The sequence below is a fragment of the Candidatus Eisenbacteria bacterium genome (assembly GCA_005893305.1).
Lineage (GTDB): Bacteria > Eisenbacteria > RBG-16-71-46 > SZUA-252 > SZUA-252 > WS-9.
The window spans coordinates 1-17,658 of the sequence record VBOZ01000035.1 but is presented as its reverse complement, the minus strand read 5'-3'; the positions used below and the strand labels follow the sequence as shown (position 1 = coordinate 17,658).

Below are 17,658 nucleotides of genomic sequence, written 5' to 3'. Positions count from 1 at the left end.
GGAGACGAATGTGAGTCCGAACGAGCATCATTTCGCTTGCCGCCTGGTCTGGACCGGGGCGACCAAGGGTGGAACAACAAGCTACGAGGCCTACTCGCGCGAGTGCCGCGTCGATATTCCTGGGAAGCCATCGATCCGGGCATCCGCCGCGGCCGAGTTCCGGGGCGACCCCTCGCTTCCGAATCCCGAGGACCTGCTTGTCGCCTCGCTTTCCATCTGCCACTTCCTTAGCTACGTGGCCCTCTGCGCGCGGGGCGGCGTCAACGTGATCGGCTACGAGGACGAGGCGCTGGGGACGATGTCGCGCTTCGAGCGGGGATTTCATTTCACCGACGTGTTGTTGAAACCGCGCGTCACGATCGCCGCAGGGTCGGACGCCGACAAGGCGGCGGCGCTCCATGTAAAGGCGCACGAAACGTGCTTCATCGCCAACTCGGTCAACTTCCCGGTCCGGCACGAGCCGGTCATCAGCGTGGCGGCGCCGGTCTAGCAGCGACGGTAGACCCCGGGCGACCCCGCAAGTAGTTGCCCCCCAATAGGATTCCGCCGCCACATTTTGCTTGCGTTAGTAACCTTAGGGTTACAAAATGGGAAGTGTAGGTAACATTCTCAGTTGGACACTTAAGGCGCAGAGGAGCGGAAAATGAACGCGAAAAATCCTGAATTGATGGGGAGCGCCCGCAGGCGGCTGCTCGTCCAAGCGCTCGTGGGGTTTGGGCTCTGGCAGATCTCCAACCTGATCCTCTATGCCGCCCCGGGGCTGGCGCATCCGGCGAGGGTCGTGCTGCGCCTACTCGGTGTCGCGGGCGCCGGGATCTGGGTTGTCCAGACATTCAAAAACACGAGCTTCCTCAAGGCGCTGAAGCGTGATCCTGCCCTCGCGCAAACCCTCAACGACGAACGGTACCAACAGGCGCGGACGCGAGCCTTCGCCGCGGGGTACTTCGCCCTGCTGGTGACGGCGGGGTTGCTGCTCCTCTGGTCGCTCGCATTCTCGCTGCCGGGCCGGATCGCTGCGCAGTGCTTCCTGATCGTCGCCGTGTGCTCCGCCATGATCGCCCTCCTCATCTACGATCGCGAATAGGCCGTGCAGAACGAGCGCCTGACGAATACGCTTCGACTGCACCGGGCCCGGCTCGGCATCACCCAGGAGGAGCTCGCCGAGCGCATCGGGGTCAGCCGCAAGACCATCAATACGATCGAAAGAGAGCGCTTCGTCCCGTCGACCGTGCTCGCGCTCAAGCTCTCGCGGGCGCTTGGCGTTCCGGTCGAGGAGATCTTTCGCCTGGAGCCACAATGACTCGAACGATCCGGCGCCCGTGGCAGGTTTACGCGCTGACCGCGCTCTGGGCGATCAAGGGCGCGGATGAGTTTCTTCGCGGGGTCGTGGGATCGGGGTACTACATCTGGGGCATGACCGAGAAGGGGACTCTCGACGGCTACGGACTCCATCTGGCGTTGCAGAGCGTGATCTATTCGGCCCTGCTCGCGGCCGGATCGTTCTACGTGATGGTGGCGCTGTGGCTGGGCAAGCGCTCGGCGCGCCCTTGGGGCGTTGCTGTCGCGATCCTGAGCGAGCTCACGATGCTCGGCTACCTCGTTGCGCGTCCGCCGGAGTTCGGCGGAGACGTGCCGCTGATCCGGACGGTGGTCGTCGCATCGATCGTGAACCTCAGCATCATCGCGTTCCTGCTCTTCGATTCGAAGCTCGCGGCATTCCTCGGGAGCCCGCGGCTCGTGGGTTGGTGGGCGCCGCGCCAGGTGATACGGTCGCGTAGGATGGAGAACAAGGAGGAAGAGTGAAGTCCGAGATCGGAGCGAAGCCCGGAGTCAACGTCGTCAGCATCTCCGAGAAGCTGGGGCGATTTCAGGAGCACTGGCAGCCGAAGATCGTGGGCGAGCTGAACGAATCGTACGTCAAGCTCGTGAAATTCCATGGCGAGTTCGTGTGGCACCACCACGAGGCGGAAGACGAGCTCTTCTTCGTGGTGAAGGGGTTGCTCCGGATGCGGCTCCGGGATCGGGATCTCTTGGTGCGCCCCGGCGAGTTCGTCATCATCCCCCGAGGCGTGGAGCACCTCCCCGTCGCCGAGGAGGAAGTCCACGTGCTCCTCTTCGAGCCGAAGTCGACCCTCAACACGGGGAACGTGTCGAACGAGCGGACGGTCCCGAAGCTCGAGCGAATCTAGCGGCGGCGCCCGGGTGGGCGCTTACCCCAGGGTGTATCCGCCGTCGACGATGATGATCTGCCCGGTCACCCACGAGGCGCGGCCGGTGCAGAGGAACGCGACGACGTTGGCGATCTCTTCGGGCGTGCCGACGCGGGCGAACGGCGTGCGCCGCGTCGATTCCTTGATGATCTCGTCGTACGACGGGAAGATCTTCAGCGAATCGGTGTCGATGAATCCGCCCGAAACCCCGTTCACGTTGATCCCCTTCGACGCCAGCTCGTAAGCCAGGTAGCGCACGAGGGTCTCGATGGCCGCCTTGGAAACGCCGATCGCGGCATAGCCGGGGATGTAGCGGTGGGATCCGAGCGACGTCAGGGCGACGATCTTCCCCCCGCCCGGCATCAGCTTGGTGGCTTCCTGCGAGCAGTACAGGAGCGCCTTCGCGTTGGTGGTCATGGCGACGTCCCACATCTTGTCGTTCACGTCGAGGACGTTGCCGAAGTGGCCGAGGGCGGCGTTCGATACGAGGATGTCGAGCTTGCCGAAGGTGCTCTTGATCTCCTGAAACATCGCGGGAATCTGCTCCGGGTTCCCCATGTTCGCGCGGAGAGCGATCCCTTTGACGCCCTTCTTCTCGATCTCGGCCACCGCTGCCTTGGCGGCGTCGCGACTCCGGAAAAAATTGATCGCGATGTCGGCGCCCATGTCCGCGAGCGCGAGCGCGACCGCCTTGCCGATCCCCCGGGTCCCGCCCGTGACGAGCGCCGTTTTTCCCTTCAGCTCGGCCATCAGCCCTCCGTGTAAGTCCTTGATTGGGCGCAGATTGTTCTGGCCAGCCGGAAGTTTGTCAATGAAGAAACGCCGGGCGCCGCGCCGTGAGACCGCGGGCGGCTACGGGACGCGGGAAAAGCAACCGACTAGCCGGCGGGGCGGATTTCCCGGGCCGAGAGGGAGAGCGTGCCCTTCTTGCGCCAGCCGTCGACGACCGCAGTGAGTCGGACCGGCATCCCGCCGGCCGGGCGGGCAATGGCGCGATCGATCACGAGCGGAAAGGACTGCCCGGTCTCCGCGAGCGCGAACGTCGCCGTTCCGTCTTCGGCGAGCCCGATCGTCCCGCGCGCTTCAAAGAGAACATCCACGAGGCTCAGGTCGTGGAGGCGGCTCTCGGCGAGCGAACGGATCACGTCGCGGAGCGGGACGGCGCGCGGCGTTGCGTAGCGAACCTCGACCTGATCCTCGCCGAGGCGGGCCTCGCCTCCGCCGGCGTTCGAGCGGACCATCTGGCGAATGGCGGTGCGGCAATGCGAGCACGACATGCAGCCGCGAACGGCAAGATAGACCCGCGCGAAGGGCGGGTCGGCCTTGTCCGGTGCCGCGGCGACGGTGGGTCTGCCGGCGCTGGAAGGAGCCGCCATGGCCGGCGACGACGCAATCAGGATCAACGCGGCAACCACCATCTTCATCGAATCCCCCTCGTCAGAATCGGAACGCCAAACCGAGATTGAACCGGTTCAGCTGAGTGTCGGTGTCGTCCTTCCAGTGCTCGAAGTCCCCCTTGAGGGCGACCTTCTCGATCGGAAGGTAAGAGAGGCCGGCCGTGATGACCCGTCGGGCCGCGGACGGATCGCTCACGAGCCCGCTCGGGACCTCGTTCATGGTGTCAAAATCCTCAAATCGGCCAAAGACCATGAGCGACCGGCTGCCGCCCTCCCGGGCGTCCCGGCCGAGGAGGTCATAGGCGATCTCCCCATACCAGCCGATCATCGTTTTGCCGATCCCTTGCCCGGTCGCCGAGAAGACGCGGCCTGCCCCGTCCACCGTGACCCCGTAGGCGGCACCGCGGACATCCCAGCCGTGGCCCCGGTAGCGGGCGTCGGCGCTGCCGATGGCGACGAGCACTTTCTTCAATGTCGAGTCTCCCTGGTCCGCGCCGCCGTAGTAGCCCGAGACGCCAAGCGAAAGCCCGGAAACCGCGGCGTACTCGACGCGCGCGACGCCGGCGAGATCCTCAGCCTTTCCCTCCGAACCGTGCGAGATCCCGCCGTCGAGGCCCTCGAGCCCGGTGAACCCCATCGCATCGAGCCCAGTGACGACGTACCCGCGGTAGGCGAGCGCCCCGTTCTTGGAGCGCCCGACCAGCCCCATGCCGATCTCCTGCCAAGTGGTCGGCACGATGTACTTTTCCACGTACGGCCGCTCCACGCTGTAGTAGAGGGGCGGCTCGTGGAACTCGTTCAGCGGCCCGACCGGCATGAGAACGCTGCCGGCGCGGAATGTGAGGTTGGGATTGAGGTCGTAGTCCAGGTAGGCCAGCTCCAGCTCGATTCCCTTCGCCGCGTGCTCGTAGTCGACCTCCACGTCGATGCGGATCTGGGGCGTGAACTCGTAGCCCCAACCCAGGACCAGCCGGTGAACGTCGGCCTCGCTCACGGCCGACTGCTTCATCGTGCCTATCGCTGGGTTGTTGTAGTGGATGTCGCCGTAGCCGCCGAAGCTGATCCGCTCGCTCCGCGACTCCTCGGCCGAACAGGGCTGGGCAACCAAGCTCAGCAGCAGGCAGAAACCGACGATCGTCCGTCTCATCCCTCGGCTGAACTCCTTTTGTGCTCTTGGACTTGGTAGGGCAAGATTGGGCACGAAGGTCAGCAAAATGGCATCTCACCAATGAGACACGATCTCAATAATAAGTCCTTGCGAAGCGGTAGAATGGCCGGGAGCATTCGGGATATCAAGCGGTAATTTGGCGGGACAAGAACCTGGTTGGTACCGCAAGGCCCATCGTGATAGCTTCTCGGCCGCAAGACCGACATCTTGCATATGAGACTTAGTCTCAATTGTTTAGCCCCGGCGTAACCTAAGGGAGAGAGCGCGTTGGTTCAGGAAATGGTGATCACGCTTCGCGAGGGCGGCGAGACCTCGCTGATCCTGGCGCTCCTCTTCTCCTCTCTGAAGGCAGCGCGTCACGTAGCCTATCGAGCCGCAGCGTGGACCGGCTTCGCGCTCGCCTTGGGCCTGAGCATCATCGCCGGAGTGTTCCTCCATGATCTGGGTGAGCTGGGGCCGCTCTTCGGGGGCAGCCTCGCGTGGATCGGCGCGGGCTTCATCGCATCGCTCGCGATCCAGCTCCACATGAACGCCGTCGACTACCGCGCCCAGCTCAAGCAGCTCCGCGATTCGGCCGCGGTCGACCACGTATCGTGGACGACGGCCCTCGGGATAGGCTCCTTCGCGTTCGTCTCCGTCATCCGGGAGGGCCTGGAGACCGCGGTCTTCCTCGCGAACGGCACGGGACCCCGGAGCGACGGGAGCTGGCTCGGAGCCGGGGTGGGCCTCGCGCTGGCGGCCGCGCTCGGCGTCTCCGTCTATCTGGGCTTTCGGAAGCTGAATATCCGGGCGTTCATGCGCACCACCGAGATTCTCCTCTTCGCGCTCGTCATCTCGCTCTTCCTCTCCGGGCTTCACGAGTTCTCGGAGGCCGGCGTTCTCTCGGTGCCGCGGCCACTCGATCTCTTCCACCTCACGTGGATTCAAGGCGGACTCTTTCTGCAAGTGCTCCTCTGCGCCGGGCCCTTCCTCTATCTCGCATTCGCGGGCGGCCCACCGATTCACTACGCGCGGGGCGCGGGGATCGCGATCCTCCTCGCCCTCATTCCCATGTCGCTTGGGGCCGGAGCGCGCGCATGGGAGCACGCCCGTCTCGCCCCATCCGATCGGGACGCGGCTCTCGGCGTCGAGCGGGCGGCTGAGACACGGGCGCGAGCCATGGTAACGGCCCTGGAAACGCTACGACAGAGGTCTGAACGGGGCGACGTCGCGGGGGCCCGGATCGCGTGGGTCGAGGCGCGCGGCCGCTTCGTCCAGATCGAGCCTCTTCTCGCTCGCGTCGACGGCGAGTTCACCGAGGAGCTGAACGGAGAGCCCGGCGAGGGGGCCGGATTTCATGGAGCGGAGGCGAAGCTCTTCTTGGAGCGCGCGCCGTGGGGTAGCAACCCGGCACGGCGCGCGACCCTCGTGGCGGACCTCGGTGATCTCCTCACGCGCGGCCGCGTCGCGGCGGGCAAGATCGACGCGATGACGCTCGATCCGGCCGTGCTGCGCGACGCCTGGACCAAGCACGCTTGGGTGCTTCGAGGGAGAATCGACGGGCAGGAATGCGGCGCGTCCCAGACCTCGATCTCGGAATGGCGCGCGACGCTCGATGCGATGGACGGCGATCTTGGCGGCAACGGACGCTATACCGAGCCGGTTCGCGCGGTGCTCGCGCCCGCGTTCGCGGAAGCGGCGCGGGGGCCGCGCTTCGGCGAGCACCGGGAGGAGACACGCGTGGCTCCCGACCGCCTTCATACCCAGCCTCCGCTGACCGGACCCGACCGGGTCTGGGATTCGGTCGACCGCCAGCGGCTTCGCCGCGCGCTGGACGAAACGCTCGCGCGAATCGAGAGGGACGCCTCGCTCGTCGCGCGCCACAAAGGTCGTTAGATTGCGCCGTATCGCCGCATGGCTTCCCCTTTATATTTTCCTCGCGCTGATCGCGCTTCTCTTGGGAAGCCGCCCCGGACTCGTCCGGCACGCGTTCCGCGCCGCTGTCGAACGGGCCCGCGGAGGCGCTCTCGCTCCCGACGCGCGTCGGGCAGCGCGCCCGGACTCGAGCGAAGTGGCCCTCGGACGCCTCCTCTTCTTCGATCCGATCCTCTCCGCGAACAAGGAACGCGCGTGCGCGAGCTGTCATATACCCGCGCGCGGACTCTCCGATGGGCGCCCACACGCCCTGGCGATCGATCGGAGCGACCTGCCGCGGAACGCTCCCGGCCTGACGAACGTCTCCGACCAGCTCGCGTTTTTCTGGGACGGGCGCGCGGTCAGCCTCGAGGATCAGATCGACGGCCCGATTCACGCGAAGCGGGAGCTGGGCGGGCTCAAGGGACGGGAGATCGAAGCGCGGCTCGATTCCATCGCGGCCTATCGCGCGCTCTTCCGCGAGGTCTATGGCGAGCGGTCGCCCCGGTACGCCGACGTGAAGCACGCCATCGCCGCGTTCGAGCGGACGCTTCGATCTTCCGGGTCGACCGCGGACCGCTGGTGGAAGGGTCAGATCGCGGAGGAATCGGTGCCCGTGGAGGCGCGGCGGGGCTTCGATCTCTTCGCCGGCAAGGCGCAGTGCTCGCGCTGCCACTTCCTCCCGCTCACGACCAGCGTCGTGCCGGGCGCGTTCGCGGCCCAGGAGTTCACCGTCATCGGTGTCCCGGCGGATCCGCAGGGACGGGCGCTCGATCCCGATCCGGGCCGCTACGCGGTGACGAGGGACAAGGCCGACCGCCACGCCTTCAAGGCACCGTCGCTCCGGAACATCGCCCGCTCCGCGCCGTACATGCACAACGGTGTATTCCAGACGCTGGATCAGGTCGTCCGCTTCTACAATCAGGGCGGCGGCAAGGGGCTTGGCCTCGATGTCCCAAATCAGGCGCCCGAAGTTCGCCCGCTCCACCTGACCGTGGCGGAGGAGCGCGCGCTGGTCCGCTTCCTCGAAGCGCTCTCCGATGATTCCGCGACCGTGGAGCCGCCGGCCCGCGTCCCGAGCGGGCTCCAGGTCGGCGGGCGCTACTAGCGAATCATCACGATTCGCCCTTCCGCGGTACCGTCCGCGGAATCCACGCGATAGAAGTAGATCCCCGAAGCCAGCGCCGCGCCTCCCAGCGCGCGTCCGTCGAATCGCACCTCGTGGAATCCCGTGGGCACGTCGGTGAGGTCGGTCAAAAGCCGGACCATTCGTCCCCCCGCGTCGAATAGCGCCGCCCTGAGACGGCCGCGGCGCGAGGTCTGGACCGTGAGGACGGCCGCCGGGTTCATTGGATTCGGCGCCACGGTGACGGATGGGAAGTGCGACGCGCCCTGCACCTCGATCTGGAGGTCGGCGCGGAACCGAGCGCCCGTTTCGACCGAACCCTCCAGCGTCACCGGCAACGTCGCGCGTCCCGTGACGGACCCGAAGAGGAGCCGGAGGTCGTCGCGCGCGAAGGTGAGCGACAACTCGAGCACGCCGTTTCGGTCTCGGTCGCGCGCGGGGGCGTTCTTGCCTGAGGCCGCGTGTATCTCATCGACCGACCTGGTGCCCTGAGAGCGCAGAACCACCGACGCCAGATCGACGTTCTCGATCTGGAACGAGCCGTCGACCGGCTCCAGCTGAAGGTATGTGGCGGGCCGCGCCGACGCCAATCTGATGACCTTGTTCTCGGGGGAAGTGAACGCCCGCGCCGGCAGCACGCCCGAGATCGTCGCGGTGGCCCCGTCCGTCGCGGACGCGTAGCCGTCGCTCGCTTCGAGGATGACCTGGAACGTGCCCTCGGCCGCGTACGTGTGGGCGGGCTCCACGCCGACGCCGGACGCGCCGTCCCCGAACTGCCACATCATCGTGAGCGCGTCACCATCCGGATCGGACGAGCCGCGACCGTCGAAGTGGACCGGAATCCCGGCGCTGCCCGCGTAAGGGCCTCCCGCATCCGCGGTGGGCGGCCGGTTGGGCGGTCCGACCTCGATCCGCGTCGTGGCGGAGCCGGATCGCGCGTTCGCGGCCGTGAAATGGACGGCGAAGGTACCCACGTCGGCCGGCAGGGTGGCCCAAGCGAACGCTCCCGACGTGTGGTCCGCGTTCACCGCGAACGACACATCACTGCCGGCGGGAAGACCCGATAGGTCCGCCGTCAGCGCATCGATCGAATCGCCGTCGGGATCGGCCGCGGTCACGGTTAATTGAACGCGCGAGCCGGCGCGCGAGGCGACCGCCGCGGGCGCGGCCACGACCGGCGCTTGATCCACCGGGGTGAAGGTCCCCCGGTTGAGGAGAACGACCAATTGATTGTCGCCATAGCTGGTCAAGCCCAAATCGACCCGGCCGTCGCCGTTTAGATCGATCGGCGTGATCCCCGTGACCCGGGTCCCGGCCCCGAAGTCGAGCTTCGGGGCGAACTCGCCGTTCCCGAGACCCAGGAAGAGGCACACGGCGACTGCCTCGTGCGGGAATACGAGATCGGCTCGACCGTCCCCATTGGCGTCGAGAGAGATCAATCCGCCCGGGAAGGCCGGGACCGCGTAGGCCGTGGAAGGATCGAAAGTCCCATCCCCCCGCCCCTTCGCGACCCTCATCAAGTTCCCGCCCTCAAAGGTAAATGGACTCGCATCGAAGAAAGAGAGATCGAGCACGCCGTCACGATTCAAGTCGGCGAGGATCGGGCTGCCGACGGAAAAGTGCGGACTCGCCGCGATCGCGGCACCGGGAACAAAGCCGCCGGATCCGTCGCCAATCAAAATCTCGATTTCGTCTGGGCTCGACACGGCCGCCGCCAGATCGGGTTTGCCGTCGCCGTTTAGATCGCCGAGAGCGAAGCCTCCGGCCACTCCGGCCATGGCCACGAGCGACCCCGCCAAGAACGCGCCGCCCGTTTCTCCCAGCATCACCGAGAGGGTGCTGGATTGGGAGCTCGATAGGATGAGATCCGTTCGACCGTCGGCGTTGACGTCGCCGCTCCTGAATTCGCCGTAGCCGGTTGCGCCCGGATATGCCGCGCCGAGCGCGAACGTCCCGTCTCCTCTTCCGAAATAGGCCGCGAATGCGTCCGGTCCCTCGACGAAGGCCGCCGCGAGATCTGCCTTCCCATCCTGATTCCAGTCGCCGGTCACGAGACGGTCGGCTTCCGAGGTCAGCGCGATGTCCTGACCCGGCGCCAGGGTCCCGTCCCCCAGGCTCAGGAACACCGAGACTGTCCGCGTCACACCATTCACGAGGGCCAGATCTTTCCGGCCGTCGCCGTTCCAATCTCCAGCGACGGCATCCGCCGTGCCGGCATCCACCCCGTACGAGACTCCCGCGAAGAAATTCCCCCGGCCGTCGTTCACCATCGTTACGACGTCGTTACCCGTCTCGCACGACACGAAGATATCCAAACGTCCATCTCCGTTCGCGTCGCCCAAAACGACGAAACGCGAGTGGCGTCCCGAGGGATAGCTGAACCGATTGGCGAAGGAGCCGCTTCCGTCGCCAAAGAGTACCGAGACGGAGCTTTCGCATACGTCGGCTGTGACGACGTCGAGATGGCCGTCGGCGTTCAGGTCGCCGATCGCGATCGACCAGGGGCAGACGCCGGTAGGGAAAATGTTCTGATCCCGGAACGTCCCGTCGCCGTTCCCGAGGAGCACGGAGATCGAGTTGCCCCAGAAGTTGGCTGCCACGATGTCGGGGCGCCCGTCCCCGTTGAAGTCCCCGATCTTGAGAGCTCTAGGATTGCTTCCCGCGCCGTAGTCGACGCGCCCTCGAAACGTTCCATCCCCGTTCCCCAGCAACACGGTGAGGGTGTTGGACTGCTCGTTGGCGGTCACGAGATCGGGGTACCCATCTCCGTTCAGGTCGCCCGCGTCCGAGTAGCATGGGTCCAGCCCGATCGAGTATGCGGTGCGGGGGCCGAACGTGCCGTCGCCGGCGCCCATCAAGATCGAGATGGTGCCGCCGCCTTCGTCGGTCACGGCAAGATCCAGACGGCCGTCGGCGTTCCAATCCCCGACCTTGACGTGGGCCGGCCGGACGCCGACCTGGTAGTCCCTGCGGTGTCCGAAGAGACAGCCCCCGATCCCGTCGATGACCGACACGACGTCGAGCGTGCTGTCCACCATGACGATATCGGGGTGCCCGTCACCGTTGAAATCAGCCGCCGTGGCCGAGTAGGGGCTTTCCCCGACCGGGAAGTCATCCCTGCGGTCGAACGTGCCGTCGCCATTCCCGCGAAGGATCGTCAGAGTTTGGGACAGGTTGGCGGTGATGAGGTCGAGGTCGCCGTCGCCGTCGAGGTCAGCCGCCGCGAGACTCTGAGGCGTCCGCCCCACCTCCGAGGTGAAGCTGGAGGCATCGTAGGGCGGCGATCCTGGATTTGGGAGTGCGCGGGCGTCGCCCACGGCAACCTTGAACGACTGTGGGGCGGTCGCGATTCCGTCGGTCGCGGCGACGACGGCGGTAAAAGCGCCCACGTCGGTGGCGCCAGGAGCGACGATGACCTTGCCCGTCGCTGCGGCGGGATTCGAGGACGTGGTAGCGACGGTCAAAAAATCGGGCCCCGACATCTTGAGAAATGTAATGGGCTGTCCATCCGGAGACACGGCATGAAGGGTCTGCTCCACGACCGTCCCCACGGGAACCAGCATGGCTCCCGGCCGGCAGAGGATCTCGTTATGGACCGGATAGGGATCGGTCACGGTGAGATGAAAGGATTTCTGGTCGATCAAGAACCCGTCGCTCGCGGAGATTGTCGCCGTCGAGGAGCCCGCGTCAGCGAACCCAGGGGCCGCGCGCACCAGGCCCGCTGGAGTGATGCCTCCGTAACTCACAACGCTCACGTACCTCGGGCCCGCCGCGAGCGAGAACGTAACCGGATCATCCTCCGGATCGCTCGCGCTCAGCGGGCGCTCGACCACTTCGCCTTCGCGCAGTGTGAGGTCGCCCAGGGGCGTCATGGTGGGCGCGGCGTTCACGTCGGTGACGACGACCGTCATCGCCTTCCGGCTGCTCTGCAGGCCGTCGCTCGCCTCGATCTGAACCGTGGCGGTACCCGCATCGCGATATCCGGGCGCGACGCGAAGCGAGCCGCGCGCGTTACCGCTGTCTGGATCCACGGTCATGACGGAGACGTAGGACGGGCCCGACACGAGCGCGAACGTAACCGGATCCCCATCGGGATCGGTCCCGATGAGCTCCTGCTCTCGGACGGTTCCCTCCGCGACAGTCATGTCGACGGGCTGGACGAGGGTGGGTGGGCGGTTGGCCACGCCCCCATACGGGATGCCGTCCGCGTCGAGCCAGTCCGACCCCAACTTGAGCGAATAGTCCTGGTCGTACCCGGAGCAGCTGGAGCCGAACGAGGTGAGGGAGGCTCCCGTGAGGGTCGCCGGCTCGATCGAGATTGACGGTGTCCGCGTCGCGACCGTGACCGTCAGGGTCGCGAGGAGGTAGGTACCTGGGGGAAGGGTCGGGCCGAGGCCGTATTCGTTGTGATACTCGGCCGGGCTCGAGATCTCCCCCGTGCTCACGGTCACCCCGGGCAGACGATTGACGAACCCGCTCCACGCGACCGTGCCGTTCGAGGCGCGCAAAACAAATTCGTAGCCGTTGATGGTGAGGTCGCCGTCCTGGCTCGCGCACGAGGCCGCGGATCCATTGCGGTTTGTGTTCGTGCGGAGCCAGACGTCGACGGTGGTCGGCCCGGTCGGATTCACGACATCGGCAGCCGTGAGCACGCCGTCTCCATTGGAATCCAGGAACATGTACTGAGCGATGCCACACGCGGGAAAAACGAGGATTGTGAAGAAGAAGAGAGCCGCGAAAACGGGGAGTCGCATCGGTTCACCTCTCGAGCGCCCCGGCTTAGAGGGGGTGAAACGCGCGGGGGGGAACAGCGCACAGCGACGTTTTGTACTGGGAACTACGACGAGCGGGGGCCTCGGGGGGGGTCGAACGCTTGGATTATAACACGCCGCGCTCCAAACCGCACTTGCAAACGCCCGAATCGCGTGGTACCGCTACCGCGGAATGAGATTCGGCAAGATCGTCATCGGAATCCTCCTGGCCGGGCTCGGCGTGCTCCTGCTCGCCCAGACGCTCGGCTACCTCCCAGCGGGCGTATGGCCGTGGTTGGTGAAATTCTGGCCGTACTTGCTCCTCGCGTTCGGATTCGCTCTCCTCGCCAACGCGCTCAAGAACGTGGTGATCGGCGTGATCGCCGTGGCCCTCGTCATCGTGTGCGTCGCATTCGGCGCCTTCTGGATCTCGCTTTACACGAAGACCACCAAGACCGAGCACATGACCTCGATCGATCTGGACCGACCTCCCGTTCGAGCCGTGACGGTCCAGGCTCGCACTGTGGCGGGATCGCTCACCGTGAGCGTCGATCCCGCCGCGAGGCACGCGATCGTGCTGAACGCGCACGGGGTGGCCGGCGAGGAGTTCGCCGCCCATCGATGGAGCGCGTCAGCGGGCTCCGGTCTCCTCGTCTGGCCCGCGCGATTCAGGATCACGGAGCCGGGCCTTGTCGGCGGCACGTTCCGGGTCCGGGCGCCGCCTCGGACCGCGATTCGTCTCGGGGTGGCGTCGTATTTCGCGTCCACGACCGCCGACCTAAGGGGCCTCCGCCCGGAGCAGTGCGACGTCCGCGCGGTCGGGTCATCGGTCCGGATTTTGATCGGGCCGGACCGGCCGTCGAAGATCCACGTGCACGGCTCCCTCTCGAACATCGAGATCCGGCTCCCGGCCAGCTGCCCGGCCCGGATCGAGTGCACCTCGCCGCTGGTCTTGCGCTCGCTGCCCGACGATTTCGCGGAGCGCTCGACCGCCTCCGCCCACGGCAAGGAGTGGGCGGCGGACGGACCCGGGAAGCCGGTATCGATCGTGATCGAGGGCCCGCTGATGCGCGTGCGCGTGGTTCGCGAGCCGGTCAAGGCCCTGTAGACCTCTCCTCCCCGCACCGCTTGCCCAGACTTTGAAAGGAGCGATCCCATGGCCGATCTAGGCAAGAGCAGCATCGCGCTCCCCCTGACACTGATCGCGATCGGAGCCGCCCTCCTGCTCAAGGAATTCGGATACCTTCCTGGGAACGTGTGGCGCTACTGGCCGGCCCTCCTGATCGTTTGGGGCCTCGGGATGATCTGGGCCGCACGTCGTGGGTGAGGGCGACGACGGCCTGCCGCTGGCCGGAACTGGTTGTAGGACTTTGGGGTTGACAGGGAAACGCCGATCTTTGAGTGTCGTAGCAGGTCGATGCTCGCGATCGACCCTAACGCCATGCGACGACTAACTTCCCAGATGATCCGCCCGAGGCCGTGGCTACAAGCTGCCATCGTCGTCTATTTGCTGGCGGCCATTTGCCTCATCACTGTGCATCAGCACCACGGCGCGCTCCACGGCTCCGATTGCGCGCTCTGTACCATGTCGCACACGCCCGCGATGCTGACCTCGGCCGCGGACCAAACGGCCGAACAGACCACCGCGGGCGCCCTGATCCCGATCCCCGAAGATCGGAGCTGGGCTGAAGAAACCTACCAAGCCTCCCGCTCCCGCGCTCCTCCGCAAAGCTAGCTCTCCCCCGTAATTCACGCGCGGCATCCGCGCGAGCGAGCACCCCGACCGATCGATCCCGACTCGTGGGACGCGGCCGTGCGCGCGATGCCTAGGGAAGAGGCTCCCACGCAATCCTAAGGAGGCAGTGGCCTCATGATTCGACGAATTGCATTCACGTGCATGCTGCTCGCGATCGCGGCAACGCCGGCGCTCGCGGGCGTGGTCAATCCGGACATCTCGATGGTGGGCCAACCATTCATACGTTGGTCGGACGATCCGTCCGACCCGGCGCACAAGCGGCCGACCCTCAACCTCGGAGAGGTCGAGGGTGTATTCGACGCGTATCTCAACCCGTACGCCCATGGGACCTTCATCCTCTCGATCGCCGATGGCGGCGTCGAGGTGGAGGAGGGTTATTTTCAGCTCCTGCGCGGGCTCCCGGGCGGTCTCACCGTCAAGGGCGGCAAGTATCGCGCCGGGTTCGGAAAATTGAATCCGCAGCACCCCCACGCGGTGCCCTTCGCCGAGCGCTTCCGCGTGCTTGCGGCGTATCTCCCGGGAAGCGAATCGCTCAACGAGACCGGTGTTTCGCTCTCGGGGCGGATCCCGGTGCCCGGGGATTTCTCACTCACAGCCACCGCTGACTGGCTGCAGGGAGATTCGTACCGGATTGAGCGAGCGTCGAGCGGCGACTCCAACGATCCGCTGGCATCCAACCCTGACGCCGACCGCGCTTCGGAGCCCCGTCCCGCGGTTCTAGGGCGCCTCGCCGGCTTCGGCCAGATCAGCGATCGCTCGGGATATGAGCTGGGAATTTCCGCGACACAAGGCACGAACAACGTCGCGGCGGGCGCGCGCACGCGCGTGATCGGCGGGGACGCGAAATTCAAGCTTTGGACCGGCGCGTTCTCGTACCTAATTCTACAGGGGGAAGTGCTCCACCTGGATCGCGACGACGCCGGCTGGGACTCGACCACCGTCGCGTACGCAACCGCGAAGGGGAAGGCGACTGGAGGATATTTCTACGCGGACTACAATTTCAAGATCCGGTACAACCTCGGAGCAGGCTTCGAGCGCTTCCAGGATCCGACGCCCGACCAGACCTCGAACACCGCCTTTAAGGTGTTCGCGGGTTACTCGCTGCTGGAAGAGACCACCGCGTTCCGGCTCGATTGGGATCATCTCTCGCCCGGAACGCCCACGGGAGCCACGGTGGCGCCGCCAGACGTGAACACCGTGACCATGCGCGTCATCTTCTCGATGGGACCGCACAAGGCCCATCAGTTCTGATCGGAGGGATACATGTTCCGTAAAATGTTGACGACGGTCGCGCTGCTGAGCGCGCTCGCTCTGCCCGGAAACGCATTCGCCAAGATAATCGTGGCCGCGTCCATCAACGATCTAGCATCGATCGCGAGCAGCGTGGGCGGCGACGAAGTCGAAGTCTTCTCCATCGCGCGCTCCACCGCGGACACGCACCACATCGAGGTTCTTCCTTCCTACATGGTGAAGGTGTCGCGCGCCAACGTATACCTCAAGGTGGGCTTGGGCCTCGACCAATGGGCGGACGGGATCATCGACGGCTCCCGGAATGCTCATATTCGGGTCGTCGATTGCTCCAAGGACGTGCCCCTTCTCGAAAAGCCGACGCAGCAGGTCAACGCCTCGATGGGTGACGTACACCCGTACGGCAACCCCCACTACTGGCCGGATCCAAGGAACGGGGCCATCGTCGCCCAGACGATCGCCGAGGCGTTGGCCTCGGTCGATCCAAAGCATGCCGAGGATTATCGGAGCCGTGCCGATAAGTTCGGGAAGGAAGCGGAAGAGGCGTGGAAGCGTGGAAAGTCGGTCCTGGACCTATTTTGCGAATGCTTTCGGCTTCGAGGTCGCTGCAGAGGCGGAGCCGGTCCCGGGAATCCCGCCGACCGGAAAGCACCTCGCCGAGGTCGTCAACATCGTGAAGGAACGGCACGTTCCGGTCTTCCTGCAGGAGCCCTGGTTCTCCAACGACGCGGGACTCTTCCTGGCTCGCGAAGGAGGAGCTCGCGTGGTCACCGCTTCCCCATCCTGCGACACGACCGCGGCCGGCAGCTACCTGACGCATATCAGCGATCTCATCGGCAAGATCGGTGGAGGCAAGTCGTGAGGGCCAGGCTTTGACCGAAGCATTAGCACTACCGTTCTTTCGAACGGCCGTCATCGTCGCCCTCGTGCTGGCGGGCATTCACGCCTACCTGGGGTTCCACATCGTGCGGCGCGGGGTCCTCTTCGTGGATCTCGCGCTCGCACAGATGGCGGCGCTCGGGGTGGCCGTCGCCATCGTGCTGAGGCTCGATCAAAATCCGGTCGCGGCCTACTTTCTGGCGCTCGGCATGACGTTCGTGGGGGCAGCCACGTTCGCCTGGCTTCGCGGCCGCTCGCGGAACATCCCCCTCGAGGCATTCATCGGAATCGTGTTCGCCACTGCGCAGGCGATGGTGTTCCTCGTCCTCGAGAAGAGCCCCGCGGGGCCGGAGCACCTCAAGGAGACCCTCGTGGGATCGCTCTTCACCGTCGACCCGAAGCACGTCCTGCGGGTGGCGATCCTCTACGCGGTGATCGGCGCGGTTCACATCGCGCTCCGGAAGCCGTTCTTCGAGATCACCGATGATCCGCAGGCGGCCCAAGCGCGGGGGCGCCGCCTCTTCCTCTGGGATCTTCTCTTCTACGCGACGTTCGGATTCGTGGTCACCTCATCGGTGCAAATGGCGGGCGTGCTCCTCGTCTTCGGATTTCTCGTCATCCCCGCGGTCGCGGGGCTGATGGCCACGTCGAAGCCAGGTCCGGCGCTCGCGGTGGGATGGGTGTTCGGGTTCGTGGCGAGCGTTCTGGGTCTTCTCGGATCGGTGCAGTTCGATATGCCGGCCGCCCCGAGCATCCTCGTCACCCTTACTGGTCTCCTCGTCGTGTTGGGCGCCTTTCTTGGAGTCACGCGCATGGGTCGGAACGGCAATGGGGCCAATGGGAAGCGCTAGGCAAAGGCGCCGCCGATTCCCCCTCGACGCCCGTGCGGGCGCGACTCTTATCAGCACCCTCCTGCTCGCGCTCGGGATCGCGATTTCTGAGCCCGCGTGGGCGAAGGACGTTCACCCGGCTCTGGCCCGTCTTGTCCCGCACGCGGCGCTCTCCGACCGGTTCCTGACATATCGCCCGGGCGCCGAGCCGGTCGTGAACCTGTTTGTCCGGGGCACCATCCCGCGCGGCGATCTCGAAGGGGAAGGCATCGAAGTCAACACCTGGACCTCGGCGGGGATGACGGTCCGCTGCCCGCTCTCCCGATTCTCGCTCCTTCAATCGCTGCCGGGGATCTCGGCGATTCAGCCTGCCGGGCGGTGCCGCCTCTATCTGGATCGG

At 65.9% G+C, this 17,658-nt stretch carries 18 protein-coding genes; 13 read left to right on the top strand and 5 right to left on the bottom strand.

Annotated features, from left to right (window positions below):
• The first annotated feature begins 10 nt into the window (after positions 1–10).
• The 5 genes from E6K79_11340 to E6K79_11320 all read left to right on the top strand — a co-directional run bounded on the left by E6K79_11340 (position 11) and on the right by E6K79_11320 (position 2,189).
• Entirely contained in the window at positions 11–490 is a 480-nt protein-coding gene (locus E6K79_11340) for an OsmC family peroxiredoxin (GenBank protein ID TMQ62846.1), read from the top strand.
• Positions 491–643: 153 nt separating this feature from the next.
• A complete protein-coding gene (locus E6K79_11335; GenBank protein ID TMQ62845.1) occupies positions 644–1,084 on the top strand; it encodes a hypothetical protein in 441 nt (146 codons plus the stop codon).
• Positions 1,085–1,087: 3 nt separating this feature from the next.
• A complete protein-coding gene (locus E6K79_11330; protein TMQ62844.1) occupies positions 1,088–1,300 on the top strand; it encodes a helix-turn-helix transcriptional regulator in 213 nt (70 codons plus the stop codon).
• On the top strand, positions 1,297–1,803 hold the full coding sequence (locus E6K79_11325) for a hypothetical protein (protein ID TMQ62843.1): 507 nt from the start codon (positions 1,297–1,299) through the stop codon (positions 1,801–1,803). The genes E6K79_11330 and E6K79_11325 overlap by 4 nt, the downstream gene beginning before the upstream one ends.
• Positions 1,804–1,811: 8 nt before the next feature.
• Positions 1,812–2,189, top strand: a complete 378-nt coding sequence (locus E6K79_11320) for a cupin domain-containing protein (GenBank protein ID TMQ62906.1) — start codon at positions 1,812–1,814, stop codon at positions 2,187–2,189.
• A 21-nt stretch (positions 2,190–2,210) separates the two neighbouring features.
• Here E6K79_11320 and E6K79_11315 read toward each other — a convergent pair whose 3' ends face one another.
• The 3 genes from E6K79_11315 to E6K79_11305 form a co-directional block, all read right to left on the bottom strand.
• Complete coding sequence (locus E6K79_11315; GenBank protein ID TMQ62842.1) at positions 2,211–2,960, bottom strand: SDR family oxidoreductase; 750 nt, start codon at positions 2,958–2,960, stop codon at positions 2,211–2,213.
• A gap of 128 nt (positions 2,961–3,088) precedes the next feature.
• Positions 3,089–3,634, bottom strand: coding sequence for a hypothetical protein (locus E6K79_11310; protein ID TMQ62841.1), 546 nt, complete (start codon positions 3,632–3,634; stop codon positions 3,089–3,091).
• 13 nt (positions 3,635–3,647) lie between these two features.
• Positions 3,648–4,754, bottom strand: a complete 1,107-nt coding sequence (locus tag E6K79_11305; GenBank protein TMQ62840.1) for a hypothetical protein — start codon at positions 4,752–4,754, stop codon at positions 3,648–3,650.
• Positions 4,755–5,042: 288 nt separating this feature from the next.
• Here E6K79_11305 and E6K79_11300 point away from each other — a divergent pair, with 288 nt between their 5' ends.
• A complete protein-coding gene (locus tag E6K79_11300) occupies positions 5,043–6,650 on the top strand; it encodes a hypothetical protein (protein ID TMQ62839.1) in 1,608 nt (535 codons plus the stop codon).
• Positions 6,553–7,776: a hypothetical protein gene (locus E6K79_11295; GenBank protein TMQ62838.1), complete on the top strand. Its 1,224-nt coding sequence runs from the start codon at positions 6,553–6,555 to the stop codon at positions 7,774–7,776. The genes E6K79_11300 and E6K79_11295 overlap by 98 nt, the downstream gene beginning before the upstream one ends.
• Here the strand turns inward: E6K79_11295 and E6K79_11290 are convergent.
• Positions 7,773–12,548, bottom strand: coding sequence for a PKD domain-containing protein (locus E6K79_11290; protein TMQ62837.1), 4,776 nt, complete (start codon positions 12,546–12,548; stop codon positions 7,773–7,775). The genes E6K79_11295 and E6K79_11290 overlap by 4 nt on opposite strands.
• Positions 12,549–12,738: 190 nt before the next feature.
• Between E6K79_11290 and E6K79_11285 the strand changes: the two genes are divergently transcribed.
• The 3 genes from E6K79_11285 to E6K79_11275 all read left to right on the top strand — a co-directional run bounded on the left by E6K79_11285 (position 12,739) and on the right by E6K79_11275 (position 15,552).
• On the top strand, positions 12,739–13,653 hold the full coding sequence (locus tag E6K79_11285; GenBank protein ID TMQ62836.1) for a hypothetical protein: 915 nt from the start codon (positions 12,739–12,741) through the stop codon (positions 13,651–13,653).
• Positions 13,654–13,962: 309 nt separating this feature from the next.
• A complete protein-coding gene (locus tag E6K79_11280) occupies positions 13,963–14,280 on the top strand; it encodes a hypothetical protein (protein ID TMQ62835.1) in 318 nt (105 codons plus the stop codon).
• Positions 14,281–14,415: 135 nt separating this feature from the next.
• The gene (locus E6K79_11275; protein ID TMQ62834.1) at positions 14,416–15,552 is read left to right on the top strand and encodes a hypothetical protein; all 1,137 of its coding nucleotides are present in this window, start codon (positions 14,416–14,418) and stop codon (positions 15,550–15,552) included.
• Here the strand turns inward: E6K79_11275 and E6K79_11270 are convergent.
• Entirely contained in the window at positions 15,543–15,746 is a 204-nt protein-coding gene (locus E6K79_11270) for a hypothetical protein (GenBank protein ID TMQ62833.1), read from the bottom strand. The genes E6K79_11275 and E6K79_11270 overlap by 10 nt on opposite strands.
• A 107-nt stretch (positions 15,747–15,853) precedes the next feature.
• Between E6K79_11270 and E6K79_11265 the strand changes: the two genes are divergently transcribed.
• The 3 genes from E6K79_11265 to E6K79_11255 all read left to right on the top strand — a co-directional run.
• Positions 15,854–16,411 carry a hypothetical protein gene (locus E6K79_11265; protein ID TMQ62832.1) on the top strand — a complete coding sequence of 186 codons (558 nt, stop codon included), beginning with the start codon at positions 15,854–15,856 and terminating at the stop codon, positions 16,409–16,411.
• On the top strand, positions 16,368–17,279 hold the full coding sequence (locus E6K79_11260; protein TMQ62831.1) for a metal ABC transporter permease: 912 nt from the start codon (positions 16,368–16,370) through the stop codon (positions 17,277–17,279). Before E6K79_11265 ends, E6K79_11260 begins: the two co-directional genes overlap by 44 nt.
• Positions 17,266–17,658: hypothetical protein (locus E6K79_11255; protein ID TMQ62830.1), on the top strand; the 393-nt coding region annotated here is incomplete at its 3' end. The genes E6K79_11260 and E6K79_11255, both read left to right, overlap by 14 nt.